General features: G+C 73.7%; 16 protein-coding genes. 3 read left to right on the top strand and 13 right to left on the bottom strand.

The window, feature by feature from the left end:
- Positions 1 to 127 precede the first annotated feature (127 nt).
- The gene (locus tag N0B34_RS00075; RefSeq protein ID WP_263729120.1) at positions 128 to 928 is read right to left on the bottom strand and encodes a hypothetical protein; all 801 of its coding nucleotides are present in this window, start codon (positions 926 to 928) and stop codon (positions 128 to 130) included.
- A 331-nt stretch (positions 929 to 1,259) separates the two neighbouring features.
- Here N0B34_RS00075 and N0B34_RS00080 point away from each other — a divergent pair, with 331 nt between their 5' ends.
- On the top strand, positions 1,260 to 2,015 hold the full coding sequence (locus N0B34_RS00080; RefSeq protein ID WP_263729121.1) for a MerR family transcriptional regulator: 756 nt from the start codon (positions 1,260 to 1,262) through the stop codon (positions 2,013 to 2,015).
- A gap of 120 nt (positions 2,016 to 2,135) precedes the next feature.
- Here N0B34_RS00080 and lepB read toward each other — a convergent pair whose 3' ends face one another.
- The 5 genes from lepB to N0B34_RS00105 form a co-directional block, all read right to left on the bottom strand.
- Positions 2,136 to 2,543 carry a signal peptidase I gene (gene lepB, locus N0B34_RS00085; protein ID WP_263729122.1) on the bottom strand — a complete coding sequence of 136 codons (408 nt, stop codon included), beginning with the start codon at positions 2,541 to 2,543 and terminating at the stop codon, positions 2,136 to 2,138.
- Positions 2,543 to 3,160: a DUF6448 family protein gene (locus N0B34_RS00090; protein WP_263729123.1), complete on the bottom strand. Its 618-nt coding sequence runs from the start codon at positions 3,158 to 3,160 to the stop codon at positions 2,543 to 2,545. Before N0B34_RS00090 ends, lepB begins: the two co-directional genes overlap by 1 nt.
- 74 nt (positions 3,161 to 3,234) lie before the next feature.
- On the bottom strand, positions 3,235 to 3,939 hold the full coding sequence (locus N0B34_RS00095; protein ID WP_263729124.1) for a Crp/Fnr family transcriptional regulator: 705 nt from the start codon (positions 3,937 to 3,939) through the stop codon (positions 3,235 to 3,237).
- A 53-nt stretch (positions 3,940 to 3,992) separates the two neighbouring features.
- Positions 3,993 to 5,525 carry a phytoene desaturase family protein gene (locus N0B34_RS00100; protein WP_263729125.1) on the bottom strand — a complete coding sequence of 511 codons (1,533 nt, stop codon included), beginning with the start codon at positions 5,523 to 5,525 and terminating at the stop codon, positions 3,993 to 3,995.
- The gene (locus N0B34_RS00105; RefSeq protein WP_263729126.1) at positions 5,522 to 6,484 is read right to left on the bottom strand and encodes a squalene/phytoene synthase family protein; all 963 of its coding nucleotides are present in this window, start codon (positions 6,482 to 6,484) and stop codon (positions 5,522 to 5,524) included. Before N0B34_RS00105 ends, N0B34_RS00100 begins: the two co-directional genes overlap by 4 nt.
- A gap of 197 nt (positions 6,485 to 6,681) precedes the next feature.
- Between N0B34_RS00105 and N0B34_RS00110 the strand changes: the two genes are divergently transcribed.
- A complete protein-coding gene (locus N0B34_RS00110) occupies positions 6,682 to 7,290 on the top strand; it encodes a TetR/AcrR family transcriptional regulator (RefSeq protein WP_263729127.1) in 609 nt (202 codons plus the stop codon).
- A gap of 56 nt (positions 7,291 to 7,346) precedes the next feature.
- Entirely contained in the window at positions 7,347 to 9,068 is a 1,722-nt protein-coding gene (gene poxB, locus N0B34_RS00115; RefSeq protein WP_263729128.1) for a ubiquinone-dependent pyruvate dehydrogenase, read from the top strand.
- Positions 9,069 to 9,134: 66 nt separating this feature from the next.
- Here poxB and N0B34_RS00120 read toward each other — a convergent pair whose 3' ends face one another.
- From N0B34_RS00120 to N0B34_RS00150, 7 genes are all read right to left on the bottom strand, one after another.
- Complete coding sequence (locus N0B34_RS00120; RefSeq protein WP_263729129.1) at positions 9,135 to 9,884, bottom strand: SDR family NAD(P)-dependent oxidoreductase; 750 nt, start codon at positions 9,882 to 9,884, stop codon at positions 9,135 to 9,137.
- Positions 9,881 to 11,242, bottom strand: coding sequence for an aspartate aminotransferase family protein (locus N0B34_RS00125; RefSeq protein WP_263729130.1), 1,362 nt, complete (start codon positions 11,240 to 11,242; stop codon positions 9,881 to 9,883). Before N0B34_RS00125 ends, N0B34_RS00120 begins: the two co-directional genes overlap by 4 nt.
- 92 nt (positions 11,243 to 11,334) lie before the next feature.
- The gene (locus N0B34_RS00130) at positions 11,335 to 12,504 is read right to left on the bottom strand and encodes an ABC transporter substrate-binding protein (protein WP_263729131.1); all 1,170 of its coding nucleotides are present in this window, start codon (positions 12,502 to 12,504) and stop codon (positions 11,335 to 11,337) included.
- A gap of 115 nt (positions 12,505 to 12,619) precedes the next feature.
- Positions 12,620 to 13,384, bottom strand: coding sequence for an ABC transporter permease (locus tag N0B34_RS00135; RefSeq protein ID WP_263729132.1), 765 nt, complete (start codon positions 13,382 to 13,384; stop codon positions 12,620 to 12,622).
- Entirely contained in the window at positions 13,381 to 14,229 is an 849-nt protein-coding gene (locus N0B34_RS00140) for an ABC transporter ATP-binding protein (protein WP_263729133.1), read from the bottom strand. Before N0B34_RS00140 ends, N0B34_RS00135 begins: the two co-directional genes overlap by 4 nt.
- Complete coding sequence (locus tag N0B34_RS00145) at positions 14,226 to 15,110, bottom strand: ABC transporter permease (RefSeq protein ID WP_263729134.1); 885 nt, start codon at positions 15,108 to 15,110, stop codon at positions 14,226 to 14,228. Before N0B34_RS00145 ends, N0B34_RS00140 begins: the two co-directional genes overlap by 4 nt.
- On the bottom strand, positions 15,107 to 16,138 hold the full coding sequence (locus N0B34_RS00150) for a TIGR03842 family LLM class F420-dependent oxidoreductase (protein WP_263729135.1): 1,032 nt from the start codon (positions 16,136 to 16,138) through the stop codon (positions 15,107 to 15,109). The genes N0B34_RS00145 and N0B34_RS00150 overlap by 4 nt, the downstream gene beginning before the upstream one ends.
- Between the last annotated feature and the right edge of the window lie 3 nt (positions 16,139 to 16,141).

The raw sequence follows: 16,141 nt of genomic DNA on the forward strand, positions 1-16,141 counted from the left end.
GGGTGGCGCCCGACGACCGCGCGTCGAGCCGTGCGCAACGGCGGACGACTGCAGGTGGCCGGTCCCCGCGCAGGTCGAGCACGGTGTCCGACCCGCAGCTCGGTTCCGAAGATGGCGGGCGCAGAGGTCAGCAGGCGAGGATGTCGATGCTCCAGCCGGTGCCGGGGGTGTAGACGGCCGTGAACGGGAGGCCGCCCCCGACGTCTCCGGCGGACGCCTCCGGGAGGAGCGCGCCGGTCCGCGTCGTGGCGGACGCCGGCGCCTGGTCCCAGACGATGGTCGACACCTCGGTCTGCACGAAGCCGCCGCAGGCGCCGCAGCCACGGTTGCGCAAGACGATCTCCGCCAGCCGCACGTCGACCTCGGCCCGCGCGAGCGAGGCCGGGTCCACCGTCGGCAGTGGTGGTGTCGATCCCGCGGCGGTCACCACGGCCGCGAGGTCCGCATCGAAGCGTTGCGCTGCGACGGTGCCGTTGCCGAGGCACAGAACCATGTCCTCGCCCTCCGCCCGGGCCGTCGTCCCCTCAGGCGGGATGCGGGTGTACGTCCTGTCCGCGAAGCGGAAGGGACTCATCGCCAGCGTGCGGGAGACGAGGTCGCTGTAGGTGGTCAGCACCCGCCGCATCAGCTCGCGAGGCAGGGCGCCGGGGATCGCAGAGCCGACGGCGCCGAGGTCGAGGCCCTGCACTGCGGCGGCCGTCGACCGGTCGACCACGACGGCGTCCGCGTGGACACCCGTGTTGATCAGGGCTGCTGCGGCATGCAGCCGCCTGTCGAGGTCGCGCGCCGCGTCGACGAAGGGGGCGAGGTCACGCTGCGCCGAGGCGCTCGTCACGGGCGCCCTCGACGGCGGCGGGGTCGACGGCGCCGAGGACAGGGCCGACGACGGCGCCTCGAGGGTGGGCGCCGGCGGCGACGAGACGGGCACGCCGGACGGTGCCGGCGACGGCGTGCCGGGGGACGCTCCCGAGCAGGCGCCGACCCCCAGAACGAGGAGGACCGTCAGGCAGACCCCGCCCCTGCGCAGCCGGCACATGGTGCAGCTCCCTGCGAGGCCGGGCGCCACCGACGGGCACCGGCCCGCAGCTCGACTGTCGAACCCCGAGCGAGGCCTGCGCCAGGGCACGAGGTCCCGACCTGACGGGCACCCGCGATCGCGGTCGGTCGTCGGTTGACATTGACGCGGCGTCAACCCCTACCGTCGAGCAGGTTCGACGACAGGCGGCCTGACCAGGCCCTCGACCCCGAGAGGTGCACCGATGGAGTCCTCCATCCAGGAGGTGGCACGGCTGACCGGCACGACCAGCCGGGCACTGCGCCACTACGACCACGTGGGCCTGCTGCGGCCGTCGCGGGTCGGCTCCAACGGCATGCGGTTCTACGACGCCGCGGCGCTGCTGCGGCTGCAGCGGATCCTGCTGCTGCGCGAGCTGGGGCTCGGGCTGACCGAGGTGCGCCGGGTGCTCGAGCGCGAGGTCGACGACGTGGCGGCGCTGCGTCGCCACCTCGCCGTGCTGCGCGCGGAGCAGGAGCGCCTCGCCCGGCAGATCGCCTCCGTCGAACGGACCGTCACGGCACGAGAGGCAGGAGAAGCACTCATGAGCAACGAGATGTTCGACGGGTTCGACCACACCGTCTACCGCGAGGAGGTGGAGCAGCGCTGGGGCGTGGCCGCCTACGCGGAGTCCGACCGCTGGTGGCGGGGGCTCGGCGAGGAGGGTCGTGCCGCCTGGCAGGCCCGGCAGGCGGCGCTGCAGGCCGACTGGCGCGCGGCGGCGGAGCGCGACGTGGAGCCGGGCTCCGACGAGGCGCAGCAGCTGGCCGCACGGCACGTGGCGTGGTTGGCCGACGTGCCGGGAACACCGGGTCACGGCGGCACCCCGGTGCGCGCGTACGTCGAGGGGCTGGCCGACATATACGTCGCCGACCCGCGGTTCGCGGCGCACTACGGCGGGCAGCACGGCGCCGAGCTGGTGCGGGACGCGCTGCACGCGTACGCCGAGCAGCACCTGTGACAGGACGGCGCCCGGGGGGCACCACACCCGACGGGGGGACGGGGCCCCCCCCCCGGCCCCCGGGGGGGCCGGTTTCCCGTCCCGGGTTTGGGGGGTTCTTCCCCGGGCGCCGGTCCCGGATCAGGTGCCGGCCGGCAGGCGGCGACCGACGAGCCGGCCGACCAGCGCCTCGCGGGGCAGGTACGGCTGCTGCCACGAGCGGGCGTCGTCGGAGGCGTCGCGGTCGTCGCCGAGCAGCAGGTAGTGGTCCGGCGGCACGCGGAACGTGCCGCGGAAGACCGACGGGCGCGCGTACGGCTCGTCCAGCGGACGCCCGTCGACGGTGATCCGGCCGTCGGTAAGCACCAGCCGCTCCCCCGGCAGCCCGACCACGCGTTTGACGATGCGGCGGCCCAGCTCGGCGGAGTCCGCCACCACCACGTCCCCGCGGCGCACGGCACGCCGCCCGAACGACCGGGTCAGCCACCACGTCCCGGCCCGGAGCGTCGGTTCCATCGACCTGGACCGGACCACGGTGAGCCAGGCCATCAGCTGGCGCGCTGGGTGGGCAGCGCGCCGAGGTGCGCGTGCGGTCGGTGGCCGCCCGCCGCGTCGCTGCCGTGGCCGGCCGCGTAGTGCACGTAGTCGACGTAGGCCGCGACCGCGGCGCGTGCCGCGGGCAGGTCGCCGGTGTCGTGGTGCTGGAGCGCGCTCGCGGCGGCGAACCGCTCCACGACCCCCGGCCAGCGATCGGCCTCGACCAGGCCGTGCAGCGGGACGAGCGAGCCGGTCTCGAGCGCCCGGTCGGCGGCCGTGACGGCGGGTGGCTGCGGCGTCCCGGACGGCTTGATGCCGTCGAAGCCGGCACCCTCACCGGCGCGGTGCAGGCGCACCAGCGTCTCGAGGAAGCGCCGGTCGGCCCCGACCCGCTCCGGGCCGAGCCCGGCGACCACGGCGGTGAACGCGGCCCGGACCTCGTCCTCGTCGGCAGCGCGCACCCACGCCAGCGCGTGGTTGACGTCGCCGCTGATCAGCGCACGTCGGCCGGCCTTCACCACCGGGCCGTCCTCGGTGTCGCAGTGCGCGCTGGCCGGTCGCACGACGAGCCGCACCGCTGCCCGCAGGCCGCGCGCGATCGTCCGGGTGAGGGTCCTGCTGTGGGTCATCGTCCGCTCCTTCGTCGTCGGTGACGCGACGGTACGAAGGCTGGCGACCCGGCGCCTTGACGCAGGTCAAGCGCTCAGGAGGACGCGCGCAGCTCCAACCCCGTCGGGTCGAGGATCGCGACGTCGCGCCCCGGGAGCACCTCGACCAGACCGTCGCGCTCCAGCGCCCGCAGCCGCCGGCTGAGCGTCTCCGGCGTCGTGCCGAGGTACGCGGCCACCTGGTTCTTGGGCAGCGGCAGGTGGACCGTGGCGCGCCCGGCGTCCCAGGTGCTCGGGGCGTCGAGCAGGTAGGCGGCCACCCGCGCCCCCACGTCGGCGGACGCGAGCGCCGCGAGCATGCGCTCCGCGGAGGTCAGCTTGGCGGCGACGGCGCGCAGCATCCCCACACCGATGTCCGGCATGCGCGCGAGCAGGTGCGCCAGCTCGGCGTGCTCCAGCGTGCACAGCCGGGAAGGCTCGACGGCGGTGGCGTCCTCCTCGGCGGGTGCGCCGGTCAGGAACGCCGCCTCGCCCGAGACGTCGCCGGGCCCCAGCACCCGCAGGATCGTGCGGTGCCCGCTCGCGCTGGTGCGGGACACGGTGACCCGGCCCTCGTGGACCACGAGCAGCCGCGAGGACCGCTCCCCCGCACGCACCACGACGTCGCCGGCGTCGACCGAGACGGGACGCACGTGCCGGGCGACCTCCGCCTGCTGCTCGGGTGACAGGCCGGCGAACACAGGCACCCGCGCGACGCACGGGTCCGGCGACGCCGTGGTGGACGATCCCGACGGGGGCACGCCGGCATCGTCGCACCGGCCCGGGCCATCGTGACCGGCACCCGCAGGGTCGGTCATCGTCGCGCAGCTCCCGGCCGGTCGATGCCGAGGTCGTCGAGCACCCGTTCCGCGGCCAGCCGGCCGGACACGAGCGCGGTGGGCACGCCGGTGCCCGGGTGGGTGCTGGCGCCCGCGAAGTAGAGGTTGCGGTAGCGCGCGTGCCGGTTGTGCGGTCGCAGGTAGGCCAGCTGGGGCAGCGTGTGCGCCAGCCCGTGCGTCGCGCCCCAGGCCAGGTTGTGGTGCGCCTGCCAGGTCAGCGGCGTCGCGGTCGCCTCGACGGTCACGTGCGCGTCGAGGTCGTCGATGCCGACCTGGGACAGCCGCCGCAGCACGGCGGCACGAGCGCGTGCCAGCTCACCGGCCCACAGCTCACGCTCGCGCGCGCGGCGCTCGGGGTCGGTGCCGTCGTAGGTCAGGTGCCCCGACGGCACCACCGCTATCAGCGTCTCCCGGCCGTCCGGCGCCGCGGTCGGATCCACCGAGGCGGGGGCGTGCACGTACACGCTGGGGTCGTCCGGCAGCGGCTCGTTGCGGTCGATGCTGTCGAAGTTCTCCCGGTAGCGGTCGCCGAGGAAGAGCGTGTGCGTCCGCAGCTGCGGGTACCGGCGGTCGAGCCCCCAGTAGAAGCTGATCGTCGAGCCGGAGAACGTCTTGCGGGCCAGCCGCGCCGCAGGACCGGGGTCCGGCAGCAGCGCGCGGTACACGTACGGCAGGTCCGCGTTGGCGACGACGACGTCCGCGGGCAGCACACCGTCGTCCTGCAGGCGGACGCCCGTCGCCCGGCCGCCCTCCACCTCGATGCGCCGCACCGGCTCGTCGTACCGGAACCGAACGCCCGCCTCGTCCGCGAGCGCCGCGAGCACCTCGACGATCCGGTACATGCCCCCGGTCGGGTACCAGACGCCGTGCGCGAGCTCGCTGTGCGGCGTCAGGGAGAACGTCGACGGCGCGCTGAACGGGCTCAGCCCCATGTAGACGTCCTGGCAGGTGAACGCCGCCTTCAGCTTCGGGGAGGTGAAGAAGCGGGACATGTGGCGGTAGTGCGGCAGCAGGGCGTGGACCCGCAGGGCGAGGGCCAGGCTGCGGGGGTTGACGAAGTCGACAGCCCGGCGGAAGTCGCGCTCGACCAGGCCCGGCATCGACAGGTCGTAGTGCCGGCGGCCCTCCTCGAGGTAGCGCAGCAGGCCGCCGAACGAGCCGGGCTCGATCGCCTCGAGCTGGCGGCGCATCGCCTCCAGGTCGGACGTCATGGCGAGCCGGGTGCCGTCGTCGAACACCATGTCGTACGTCGGGTCGACCCGGACGGGGGCCAGATCACGGTCGAGGTCGGCGCCCAGGTGCGCCAGCTCGCTGCGGTAGAGCAGCGGCATGATCAGCAGGGTCGGACCGGTGGAGAACCGATGACCCTCCCGCGTGAACTGCCCGAGCCGGCCACCGGGGGCACCGTTCTTCTCCACGACGGTCACGGCGACGCCCTGCCGGGCGAGGTGGATCGCCGTCGACAGACCGCCGACCCCCGCACCGACCACCACGGCGGTCGTCCTCATGCGCCGACCGCCTGCCGCGCGGCGGGTGCGCGGTTGCGCGACCCGCCCAGCGCCGACCGCGCGGTGCCCACCGCGATCCGCACCCCGCCGCGCCACGTCGCCCGCTCGGGGTAGGACGGCCGCAGCCGGAAGCCCTCCCGCTCGATCGTGTCCAGCACCCACTCGAACCGGGCGACGTACGCGTGACCGGCCAGCCGGCACCGGCGGCTCTCCACCGCGGCGAACGACCGCCGGCCCGCCGCGAAGCAGGACCGGGCGAGCGCCACGCGGTCCCGCACCCAGGCCCGCACGTCCGGCTCGTGCACCCACTCCGACGGGCGGGCGTCGTGGCGCACCAGCTGCGCCGGGAGGTTGAGGTACCCCGCCTCGACGTCCTCGACCAGGTCGCGCAGCATGTGCGCGACGTGGGCACCGCGCACGGCGACGTACCGGTCGGCACCGTGCGGCGCGCCTGCGCCGTGCCCGATGCAGTGGTGCAGGGCCTCCGTCACCGCGACGGACAGGCTCTGGGTGTAGGCGTCGAGCGTCGCGGCGTCGACCGCTCGTCCGCGCCGGCCGGCGTCGACCTGCATCACGTCGAGCATCGAGCGCAGGCACAGCAGCAGCCCCTCGTCGTCGGGCGCGCCGCCGGCCGGACGCTGGGGTCGGCGGGCTCGGTCGCGGTCGACGAGCCCGACCAGCAGGGTCTCTTCCGGGCGCAGCACCCCGCCCGGCCGTCCGTCGACCGCCGCCGCCAGCACGGCTCGCTGCTGCGCGACGAAGGCGAGTCGCGCCGGCTCGTCGGGAAGGTGCTCGTCGACCTGGTCGTCCAGCCAGCGGAAGTAGGCGTACAGCCCGTACCCGTCCGCCCGGAAGGCCGGGTCGGCGAGCCACCGCACCGTCAGGTACGACTGCAGGCTCGCCGCCCTGGTGACCGACGCGGCCAGCGCGTCCTGGGCCGTGCCGCCGTGCCCTGGCATCCGCCGCCACCCTCGATGTGCCGTCCGGCTCCCCGGCCCTGTGCGCCCCGTCCGCCCCTGCGCGGAGGACGCCGCGCGGGGCCCTCCTGGGCAACGTAGCCACGGCCCCGAGCACTCCGCGCGGGCCCTCCGACCCATCCGAGCGATCTGCGTCACACCTCGGGACGTTCGTCCTCGACCGGGATATAGTGAACAACGTGTCCAGTAATACCGACACCGCCCGACCGGGCCGGCCCCGCTCGGAGGCGCGGCGCACCGCGATCCTCGAGGCCGCCGCCGAGCTCGCCCTGGCCGGGGGGTCGATCCCGACCATGGACGCCATCGCCGCACGCGCCGGCGTCTCCCGCACCACGCTCTACAAGTGGTGGCCGTCGGCCGCCACGGTGCTCCTCGAGGGGCTGCTCGAGCACTTCCACGAGAGCATCGAGTTCGACGACGACCTGCCGGTCCGCCAGGCGCTGACCGCCCAGGTGGACGCACTGGTGCACCTGCTGCGCGACACCTCCGCCGGGATGCTGCTGCGGCAGCTGATGGCGGCGTCGATCACCGAGCGCGACGTGGCCGCCGCGATGCTCGAGCACTGGCTCGAACCGCGTCGCCACGCCGCCATGCACCACCTCGAGCGCGGCATCGCCACCGGCGTCGTCCGCCCGGGCACCGACACCGGACTGGTGACGGACGCCTTGTTCGCACCCGCGTACTACCGCCTGATCTGGGGGCACACCGAGCTGGGCGACGACCTCGCCGAGCAGGTGTGCGCGCTGGTCTGGCCGGCCGTCGCCACCCCCGGACCCCCCGTCCCCTGATCCCCCACCGCACCCGCACCGCCCGCCACCACAGGCCCACCACGAAGAAGGTCCACATGGTCACCGTCGCCAAGAACATGGTCGACACGCTCGTCGCCGCCGGGGTCAAGCGCGTCTACGGCATCCCCGGCGACTCGCTCAACGGCTTCACCGACGCCCTGCGCGGCTCCGGCATCGACTGGGTGCACGTGCGGCACGAGGAGGCCGCGGCGTTCGCCGCCGGTGCCGAGGCGGCGCTCACCGGTGAGCTGGCGGTGTGCGTCGGCAGCGCCGGCCCGGGCAACCTGCACCTGATCAACGGGCTGTTCGACGCGCAGCGGTCGGGCGCGCCGGTGCTGGCGATCGCGGCGCACATCCCCACGTCGGAGATCGGCAGCGGCTACTTCCAGGAGACCCACCCGCAGGAGCTGTTCCGCGAGTGCTCGGTGTACTCGGAGTACGCCAGCTCGCCGACCCAGATGCCGCGCATCCTGCGCACCGCGATGCAGACGGCGCTGGAGAAGAAGGGCGTCGCCGTCGTCGTGATCCCCGGGGACGTCGCGCTCGCCGACGCGCAGGACACGACCGTGACGCCGGTGCGCGCCAGCCGGCCGCGCATCCTGCCCTCGGCCGCGGAGCTGGAGCAGGCGGCCCAGCTGCTCGGTGCGGGACGCAAGGTGACGATCCTCGCCGGTGCGGGCGTCGAGGGTGCCCACGACGAGGTCGTGGCGCTGGCGGACCGCCTGGCCGCGCCGATCGTGCACACGCTGCGCTCCAAGCAGTTCGTCGAGCACGACAACCCGTTCGACGTCGGCATGACCGGGCTGCTCGGCTTCGCCTCCGGCTACCGCGCGCTCGAGGCGTGCGACACCCTGCTGATGCTCGGCACCGACTTCCCGTACCGGCCGTTCCTCCCCGAGAAGGCCACCGTGATCCAGGTGGACATCCGGGGCGAGAACCTCGGCCGCCGCACGCCGCTGGCGCTCGGCATGGTCGGCGACGTCAAGGAGACGGTCACCGCGCTGCTGCCGCTGCTGGCCAAGAAGACCGACCGCTCGCACCTGGACGACTCCCTGGCCCACTACCGCACCACGCGCACCAAGCTCGACGACCTGGCGACCCCACGCAAGGGTGACCAGCCGCTGCACCCGCAGTACGTCGCGAAGGTGATCGACGAGGTCGCCTCGAAGGACGCCGTGTTCATCCCCGACGTCGGCTCCCCCGTCATCTGGGCCGCCCGGTACCTGACCATGAACGGCGACCGGAAGGTGATCGGCTCGTTCATCCACGGGTCGATGGCCAACGCCCTGCCGCAGGCCGTCGGCGCGCAGGCGGCGTTCCCGGGCCGTCAGGTGGTGGCGATGTCCGGTGACGGCGGCGTGGCGATGCTGCTCGGCGAGCTGCTGACGTTCACCCAGAACAAGCTGCCGGTGAAGATCGTCGTGTTCAACAACTCCTCGCTGAACTTCGTCGAGCTGGAGATGAAGGCCGCCGGCTTCGTCACCAACGCCACCGGGCTGGAGAACCCGAGCCTCGCGGGGATCGCCGCGGCCGCGGGTCTCAAGGCGTTCCGGGTGGAGCGCTCCGCCGACCTGCGGCAGGCGCTGGAGGAGGCGTTCGCGTACGACGGGCCCGCCTTCGTCGACGTGGTCACCGAGCGGCAGGAGCTGACCATCCCGCCGTCGATCAAGCTCGACCAGGCCAAGGGCTTCGCGCTCTACGCGCTGCGCACCCTGCTGTCGGGCCGCGGCGACGAGCTGCTGGACCTGGGCCGGGCGAACCTGCGCCAGGTGTTCTGAGCCGGGTGCCGGGACGCGAGGACGGCCCCGCAGCGACCGATGCTGCGGGGCCGTCCTCGGCCGCCGTCAGACGCCCGTGCGAGCCGTGGTGGTGTTGTTGGCCTGCGCCCGCGGGCGGACGACGAGCAGGTCGACGTTGACGTGCGGCGGACGGCTCAGGGTCCACGCGATCGCGTCGGCGATGTCGTCGGCCACCAGCGGCTGGTAGCCCTCGTAGACCTTCGCCGCCCGCTCGGCGTCACCGCCGAACCGGACCAGGGAGAACTCCTCGGTGGCGACCGCGCCGGGCGCGATCTCGATGACGCGCAGCGGCTCGCCGACGATCTCCCAGCGCAGGGTGGTGGTCAGCATCTGCTCGGCGGCCTTGACCCCCGTGTAGCCGGCTCCGCCCGGGTAGGCGCCGTGCGCCGCGGTGGACGTCACGACGACCACGTCACCCGCTCCGCGCTCGCGCAGCAGGGGCAGCACGGCCTTGGTCACGCGCAGGGTGCCGAGCACGTTGAGCTCGTACATGGTGCGCCACTGGTCCAGGTCGGCGTGCTCGACCGGCTCCAGACCCAGTGCGCCGCCGGCGTTGTTCACCACGGCGTCCAGGCCGCCGGTCGCGGCCAGGTGGGTCACCAGTGCGGCGACGTCGCCGTCGCTGGTCACGTCGGCGGGGTACGCCTCGGCGCCGGTCTCCTCCGCGAGCGCCGCGAGACGGTCCGCGCGACGGGCCGTGGCGACGACGTCCCAGCCGTCGGCCCGCAGGCGACGCACCGTGGCGGCGCCGATCCCGGACGAGGCGCCCGTCACCAGGGCGCGGCGGGCGCTCACGCGGCACCGCCCGCGGTCACGGCGGTCAGCGCGGCGTCGATGATCGCCAGGCCGCGCTCGGCGTCGGCGCGGCTGATCACGCACGGCGGCACCACGTGGATGCGGTTGTCGGAGACGAAGGGCAGCAGGCCACGGTCGAGGAGGGCGCGTTTCACGGCGCCCATCGTCGCAGGGCTCACCGGCTGCCGGCTGTCCCGGTCGGCCACCAGCTCCACCGCCCAGAACACCCCCGTGCCGCGCACCTCGCCCACCAGCGGCTGGCGGGCCGCCAGCTCGGCGAGCCCCGGGGCCAGCACGTCGGCACCGATAGCGGCGGCGTTGGCCACCACCCCCTCGTCCTCCATCGCGGTGATGGTCGCCTCGATCGCCGCCATCGCCAGCGGGTGGCCGGAGTACGTCAGGCCACCGGGGAACACCCGCTCGTCGAACGTCGCGGCGACCGCGTCGCTGATCAGCACGCCGCCGGCCGGCACGTACCCGGAGTTCACCCCCTTGGCGAAGGTGATCAGGTCCGGCACCACGTCGTGCTGCTCGAACGCGAACCACGAGCCGGTGCGGCCGAACCCGGCCATCACCTCGTCCAGGATCAGCACGATCCCGTACCGGTCGGCGATCGCCCGCACCCCCGCCAGGTAGCCGCGCGGGGGCACCAGGACTCCCGCGGTGCCCGGGACGGACTCGAACAGGATCGCGGCGACCGTCTCCGGACCCTCGCACTGGATCACCCGCTCCAGGTGCTGCAGCGCACGCTCGCACTCCTGATCCGGGGTCGTCGCCCAGAACTCCGTGCGGTACAGGTAGGGCGTGAACACGTGCACGTGACCGCGCGCGTACTCGTTGGGCATCCGTCGCCAGTCGCCCGTCGCGTTCACCGCCGCGCCGGTGTTGCCGTGGTAGGAGCGGTAGCCGCTGACCACCTTGTCCCGGCCGGTGTGCAGCCGCGCCATCCGGATCGCGTTCTCGTTGGCGTCCGCGCCGGCGTTGGTGAAGAAGACCTTGGAGAAGCCGGTGGGTGCGTGCTCGACGATCTTGGCCGCCGCCCGACCACGGGTCAGGTTCGCGGTGGCCGGCGCGATGGTGGTCAGCAGGTCCGCCTGCTCGTGGATCGCGGCGACGACCTTGGGGTGCTGGTACCCGATGTTGACGTTGACCAGCTGGCTGGAGAAGTCGAGGTAGCGGTGGCCGGAGTGGTCCCACAGCTCGCAGCCCGCGCCGCCCGCCAGCACGAACGGCGTCAGGTGGGCCTGCGCCGACCAGGAGTGGAACAGGTGCGCGCGGTCCAGGCTCGCCGCGAGGGCGTCCAGGTCCGGTCCGGTCGGGGCCGCGGCGGTCGGGACGGCCGGGGCTGCGTGTGGCATGAGCGTGGCTCCTCGTGGCGGTGCTGGTCGGTGGTGCCGTGCGCGGATGGTGGGGACGGGCGTCGGGCGGGACCGCCCGCCCCCACGCCCGTCTAGTTGCCGCCCTCGGCGAGGGTGACCGTGATCGGCTTGAAGCTCGAGCCCGTCACGTCGACCCCCTCGGCCTTGAGCTCGGCGAGCGCCTTGGTGACGTAGTCGTTGGTGTACGCGTCGGCGTCCGGCTTCTTGGTGATGACGGTCGCGCCCTGGTCGTTCTTGGTGCCCAGCGCGATGGACACGGTCTGGTCCCAGGCCTTCTGGTCGATCATCCCGGCGCCGTCCGGCGACGGCCAGATCAGCTTGTTCACCTCGTTGGTCTGCCACAGCTGGTGGCTCTGGCCGAGCTTGGACCCGGCGGCGACGATGATGTCGCGGGCGGCCTCCGGGTTGTCCCGGACGTACACCCAGCCCTTGATGCTGGCCTTGATGAACTTGACTGTCGTGTCCTGGTACGCCTTGTCGGACTTGAGCTTGTCGGTGTTGGCCCAGATCGCGTCCTGCAGCATGGCGGTGCCCTCGGTGTTCCAGTCGACGACGTTGAAGTCGTCGGCCGTGTACTGCTTGCCGGTCGCCGGGTTCTTCGCCTCGAGCAGCTGGGCGTACTCGTTGTAGACCATCGCCTGGGCCGCGTCGATGTCACCGGCGAGGAACGCGTTCATGTCGAACTGCTGCTGCACCAGCGTGACGTCCTTCGCCGGGTCGAGCCCCGCCTTGGTCATGCCGGCGAACAGCTCGAACTCGTTGCCGAAGCCCCAGTTGCCCACCTTCTTGCCCTTGAGGGCCGCGGCGGTGGTGATGTTCTTGTCCTTGAACGAGACCTGCAGCGTGCCGGAGCGCTGGAAGATCTGCGCGACGTCGGTGATCCCGGCACCCTGCTCGCGCGAGGCGAGCGCCTTGGGCACCCACGCCAGCGCGTAGTCCACCGACCCGTTGGCCAGCTGGGTCTGCGGCACGATGTCGGTGCCTCCCTCGACGATCTGCACGTCGAGACCCTCGTCCTTGTAGTAGCCCTGCTTCAGCGCCGCGTAGTAGCCGGCGAACTGCGCCTGCGTGAACCACTGCAGCTGCAGCTTGACCGGGGTGAGCGTGCCGGAGCCGCCCGTCCCGGACGCGGAGGCTGCCGGTGCGGCGGCCGAGCCGCTGCTGCTGCAGCCGGTGAGCGCGAGCGCGGCAGCGGTCGCGGCGACGGTCAGGCCCCACGCGGTGCGCCTGGTGAGTCTCATCTGGCTCATCCCTTTCCTCGGTGCGGGGTGCGGCTCGCGGAGGGGCGAGACGCGGGGTCGGCCGGCCTGGCGCCGATGGCAGGCGGGACGGGTGGTGGGGTCCGGCGGCGCCGGCTCAGGCGGCCCCCTGCCGGCGGGCGACGGCGTGCTCGGCCGCGAGCGTGACCAGGTAGAACACGAGCCCGAGCGCGATCGCGCCGACGACGAAGGCCCACGCCCGGGCGTAGGCGGAGTTGGACGCGGCGGCGGTGATCCGCGAACCGAGCCCGTTCTGCAGCCCGCCGAAGTACTCGGCGACGATCGCGGCGATCACGCCGGTGGACGAGGCGATCCGCAGACCGGTGAACAGGTACGGCAGCGCACCGGGCACCGTGACGGTCCGGGCGAGCTGGCCGGGGGTGGCGGCGTAGGCCCGCAGCAGGTCCCGGTGCACGGGCAGCACCTGGCGCAGCCCGCGCAGGGTATTGACGAACACCGGGGCGAACACCACCACGGCGACGATCAGCCGGCGAGGGGTCGTGGTGGTGGTGCCGAACATCGTGTTCAGCGCCGGGGCGAGCGCGACGATCGGCATCACGGCCACCGCCGCGGCGGTGGGCGACATCAGCGCGTCCACCACGCGGCTGCGGGCGGCGAGCAGCGCGGCGCCGACCGCGCCGAGCGCGCCCAGCAGCAGGCCCACGAGCACGTTGGTGCCCGTCGCCAGCGCGGAGCGCCACACCAGCGGCCACACCGTCACCAGCTGCGTCCAGATCGCGCTCGGAGCCGGCAGCAGGTACGGCTTCACGCCGCTGACCTGCACGAACAGCTGCCAGCCCAGCAGCGCCAGCGCGCCCAGCACCACGGGCGCCAGCCACCGGCGGACCGCGGCGGCCGTCATCGCAGGTCCACCCCTCGCGCGGCGGTCGCCCCACCGTGCAGCGCCTCGCGCACCGCCGTGACGTCGGCGAAGAACGCGCTGTCCTCGCGGGTGCCGTCGGTCCGGCTGGCCGTCGCCGCCAAGGAGATCGGCACCACCTGGCTGATCCGGCCCGGGCGGGCGCTCATCACCACCACGCGGTGGGACAGGAACACCGCCTCCGGGATCGAGTGCGTGACGAACAGCACCGCCGCGCCGCTCTCCGCGCAGATGCGCACCAGCTCGGTCTGCATCCGCTCGCGGGTCATCTCGTCGAGCGCCCCGAACGGCTCGTCCATCAGCAGCAGGCTCGGTCGCTCCGCCAGCGACCGGGCGATCGCGACCCGCTGCTGCATGCCGCCCGACAGCTGGCCGGGCAGGTGGCCGGCGAAGTCGGCGAGCCCCACCATCTCGAGCAGCTCGGCGGCCCGCGCGGCGCGCTGCCGGCGTCCGACGCCGTGCAGCTCCAGCGGCAGCTCGACGTTGGCCTTGACGGTGCGCCACGGCAGGAGCCCCGCCTGCTGGAACGCGATGCCGTAGTCCTGCCCCTCGCGGGCCACCCGCGGTGGCTTGCCGAACACGGTCAGGTCGCCGGACGTCGGCTCGTCGAGGTCGGCCACCAGCCGCAGCAGCGTGGACTTGCCGCACCCGGAGGGGCCGATCAGGGAGACGAACTCCCCCGCGGCGACGGTGAGGTCGACGCCCTCGAGCGCGACCACCTCGCCGCTGCGGGTGCGGAAGGTCTTGCCGACGCCGCGCGCGACCACGGCCGCGGCGGGGTGGGTGGCGACCGGCGCCGGCGTGGGGACCGGGGTGGGCATGGTCATGAGGACACCTCCGCGTAGCGGTAGCGGCGCAGCAGCAGCCCGACGAGGCCGACGAGCCCGGCGGCGAGCAGGCCGAGAGCGGCGGCGGCCACGATCGCCGCCCACGGCTTCCCGGGGTCGCCGCTGGCAGACTGCGCGTACGAGATGATCAGCCGCCCGATGCCGCCCGGGGTCCCGGTGGACACCTCGGCGACGATGGCGCCCACCACGGCGGTGGCGGCGCCGAGCCGCAGCGCGGGCAGCACGTACGGCACGCTGGCCGGGAGCCGCAGCGAGACGAGGGTCCGCCACCACCCCGCGGCCTGGGCGCGGAACAGGTCGGTCTGCGCCGGGGTGGGTGACTGCAGCCCCCGAAGGGCGCCGACCGCGACCGGGAAGAAGGCCAGGTAGGACGCGATCGCGGCCACCGACATCCAGCGCTGCCACTCGAAGGCGCCGAGGTGGATGCGACCGCCCCAGCCGACCACCAGCGGTGCCAGCGCGATCAGCGGGACCGTCTGGCTGAGCACCACCCACGGCAGCACGGCGGCCTCCGCCAGCCGGCGCCTGGCCATCAGCACCGCCAGCGCCATCCCGGCGACCACGCCGACCAGCCAGCCGGCCAGCGCCACGCGCAGCGTGAACCAGCCCGCCTTGGCCATGGCGACCAGCACCGAGTCGGCGCCGCGTGCGGACGTCTCCGACCGCCCCATCCGGGCGACCACGTCCCAGACGTGCGGCATCGCGTGGTCGTCGGTGCGCGGCAGCACGCTGGCCCCGAGCACGTGCACGCCGCCGGCGGGCACCACGGCCTTGACCAGCTCCCAGACCAGGCAGAACAGCACCAGCGCGGCCAGCCCGTAGGCCGTCGAGCGCAGGGCACGCGCCCGGGGGCCGGTCATGCCGTCGCCACCACGGGTTCGGCGAGCGCCGGGATCACGCGTTCGCCGTAGAGCCGCATCGTCTCCTCCTTGTTGTCGTGCTGGAGGTAGAGCGCGTACTGCGTGCAGCCCAGGGACTCGAGCACCCGCAGCTTCTCCACGTGCTCGTACGGCGATCCGAGCAGGCAGAACCGCTCGACGATCTCGTCCGGCACGAAGGTCGTGTGGGTGTTCCCGGCGCGGCCGTGCTGGTTGTAGTCGTAGCCCTCGCGGTCGCGGATGTAGTCGGTCAGCGCCTTCGGCACCGCCGAGTCCGTGCCGTACCGCCGGACGATCTCCGCGACGTGGTTGCCGACCATCCCGCCGAACCAGCGGCACTGCTCACGCATGTGCGCCCGTTCGGCCGGCGACTGACCGTCACCGACGTAAGCCGGTGCCGCGACGCAGAACTGGACCTCGTCGGGATCGCGGCCGGCGGCCTCCGCCGAGTCGCGGACCGCCTTGATCATCCACGTGGCGATGTCCGGGTCCGCCAGCTGCAGGATGAACGCGTCACCCACCTCACCGGTGAGCTTGAGCGCCTGCGGGCCGTAGGCGGCGACCCACACCTCCAGCTGCGAACGCGTCGCCCACGGGAACCGGACCGTGCGGTCGTTGAGGTTCGCGGCACGACCGTTGGCCAGCTCACGGATCACCTGCACCGCCTCGCGCAGCGTCGCGAGGTTCGACGGCTTGCCGTTCAGGGTGCGCACCGCCGAGTCGCCGCGCCCGATGCCGCACACCGTCCGGTTGCCGTACATCTCGTTCAGCGTCGCGAACAGGGAGGCGATCACCGTCCAGTCGCGGGTGGCCGGGTTGGTGACCATCGGACCGACCTTGACCGTGTGCGTCGCAGCCAGGATCGCCGAGTAGATGACGAACGGCTCCTGCCACAGCAGGTGCGAGTCGAACGTCCACACGTAGTCGAAGCCGTGGGTCTCGGCCTGGCGGGCCAGGTCGACCGTCCGCCAGGCGGGTGGGTTGGTCTGCAGGACGACGCCGAAGTCCATGTG

Origin of the sequence: Cellulomonas sp. SG140, assembly GCF_025770785.1 — a bacterium.
GTDB lineage: Bacteria > Actinomycetota > Actinomycetes > Actinomycetales > Cellulomonadaceae > Cellulomonas.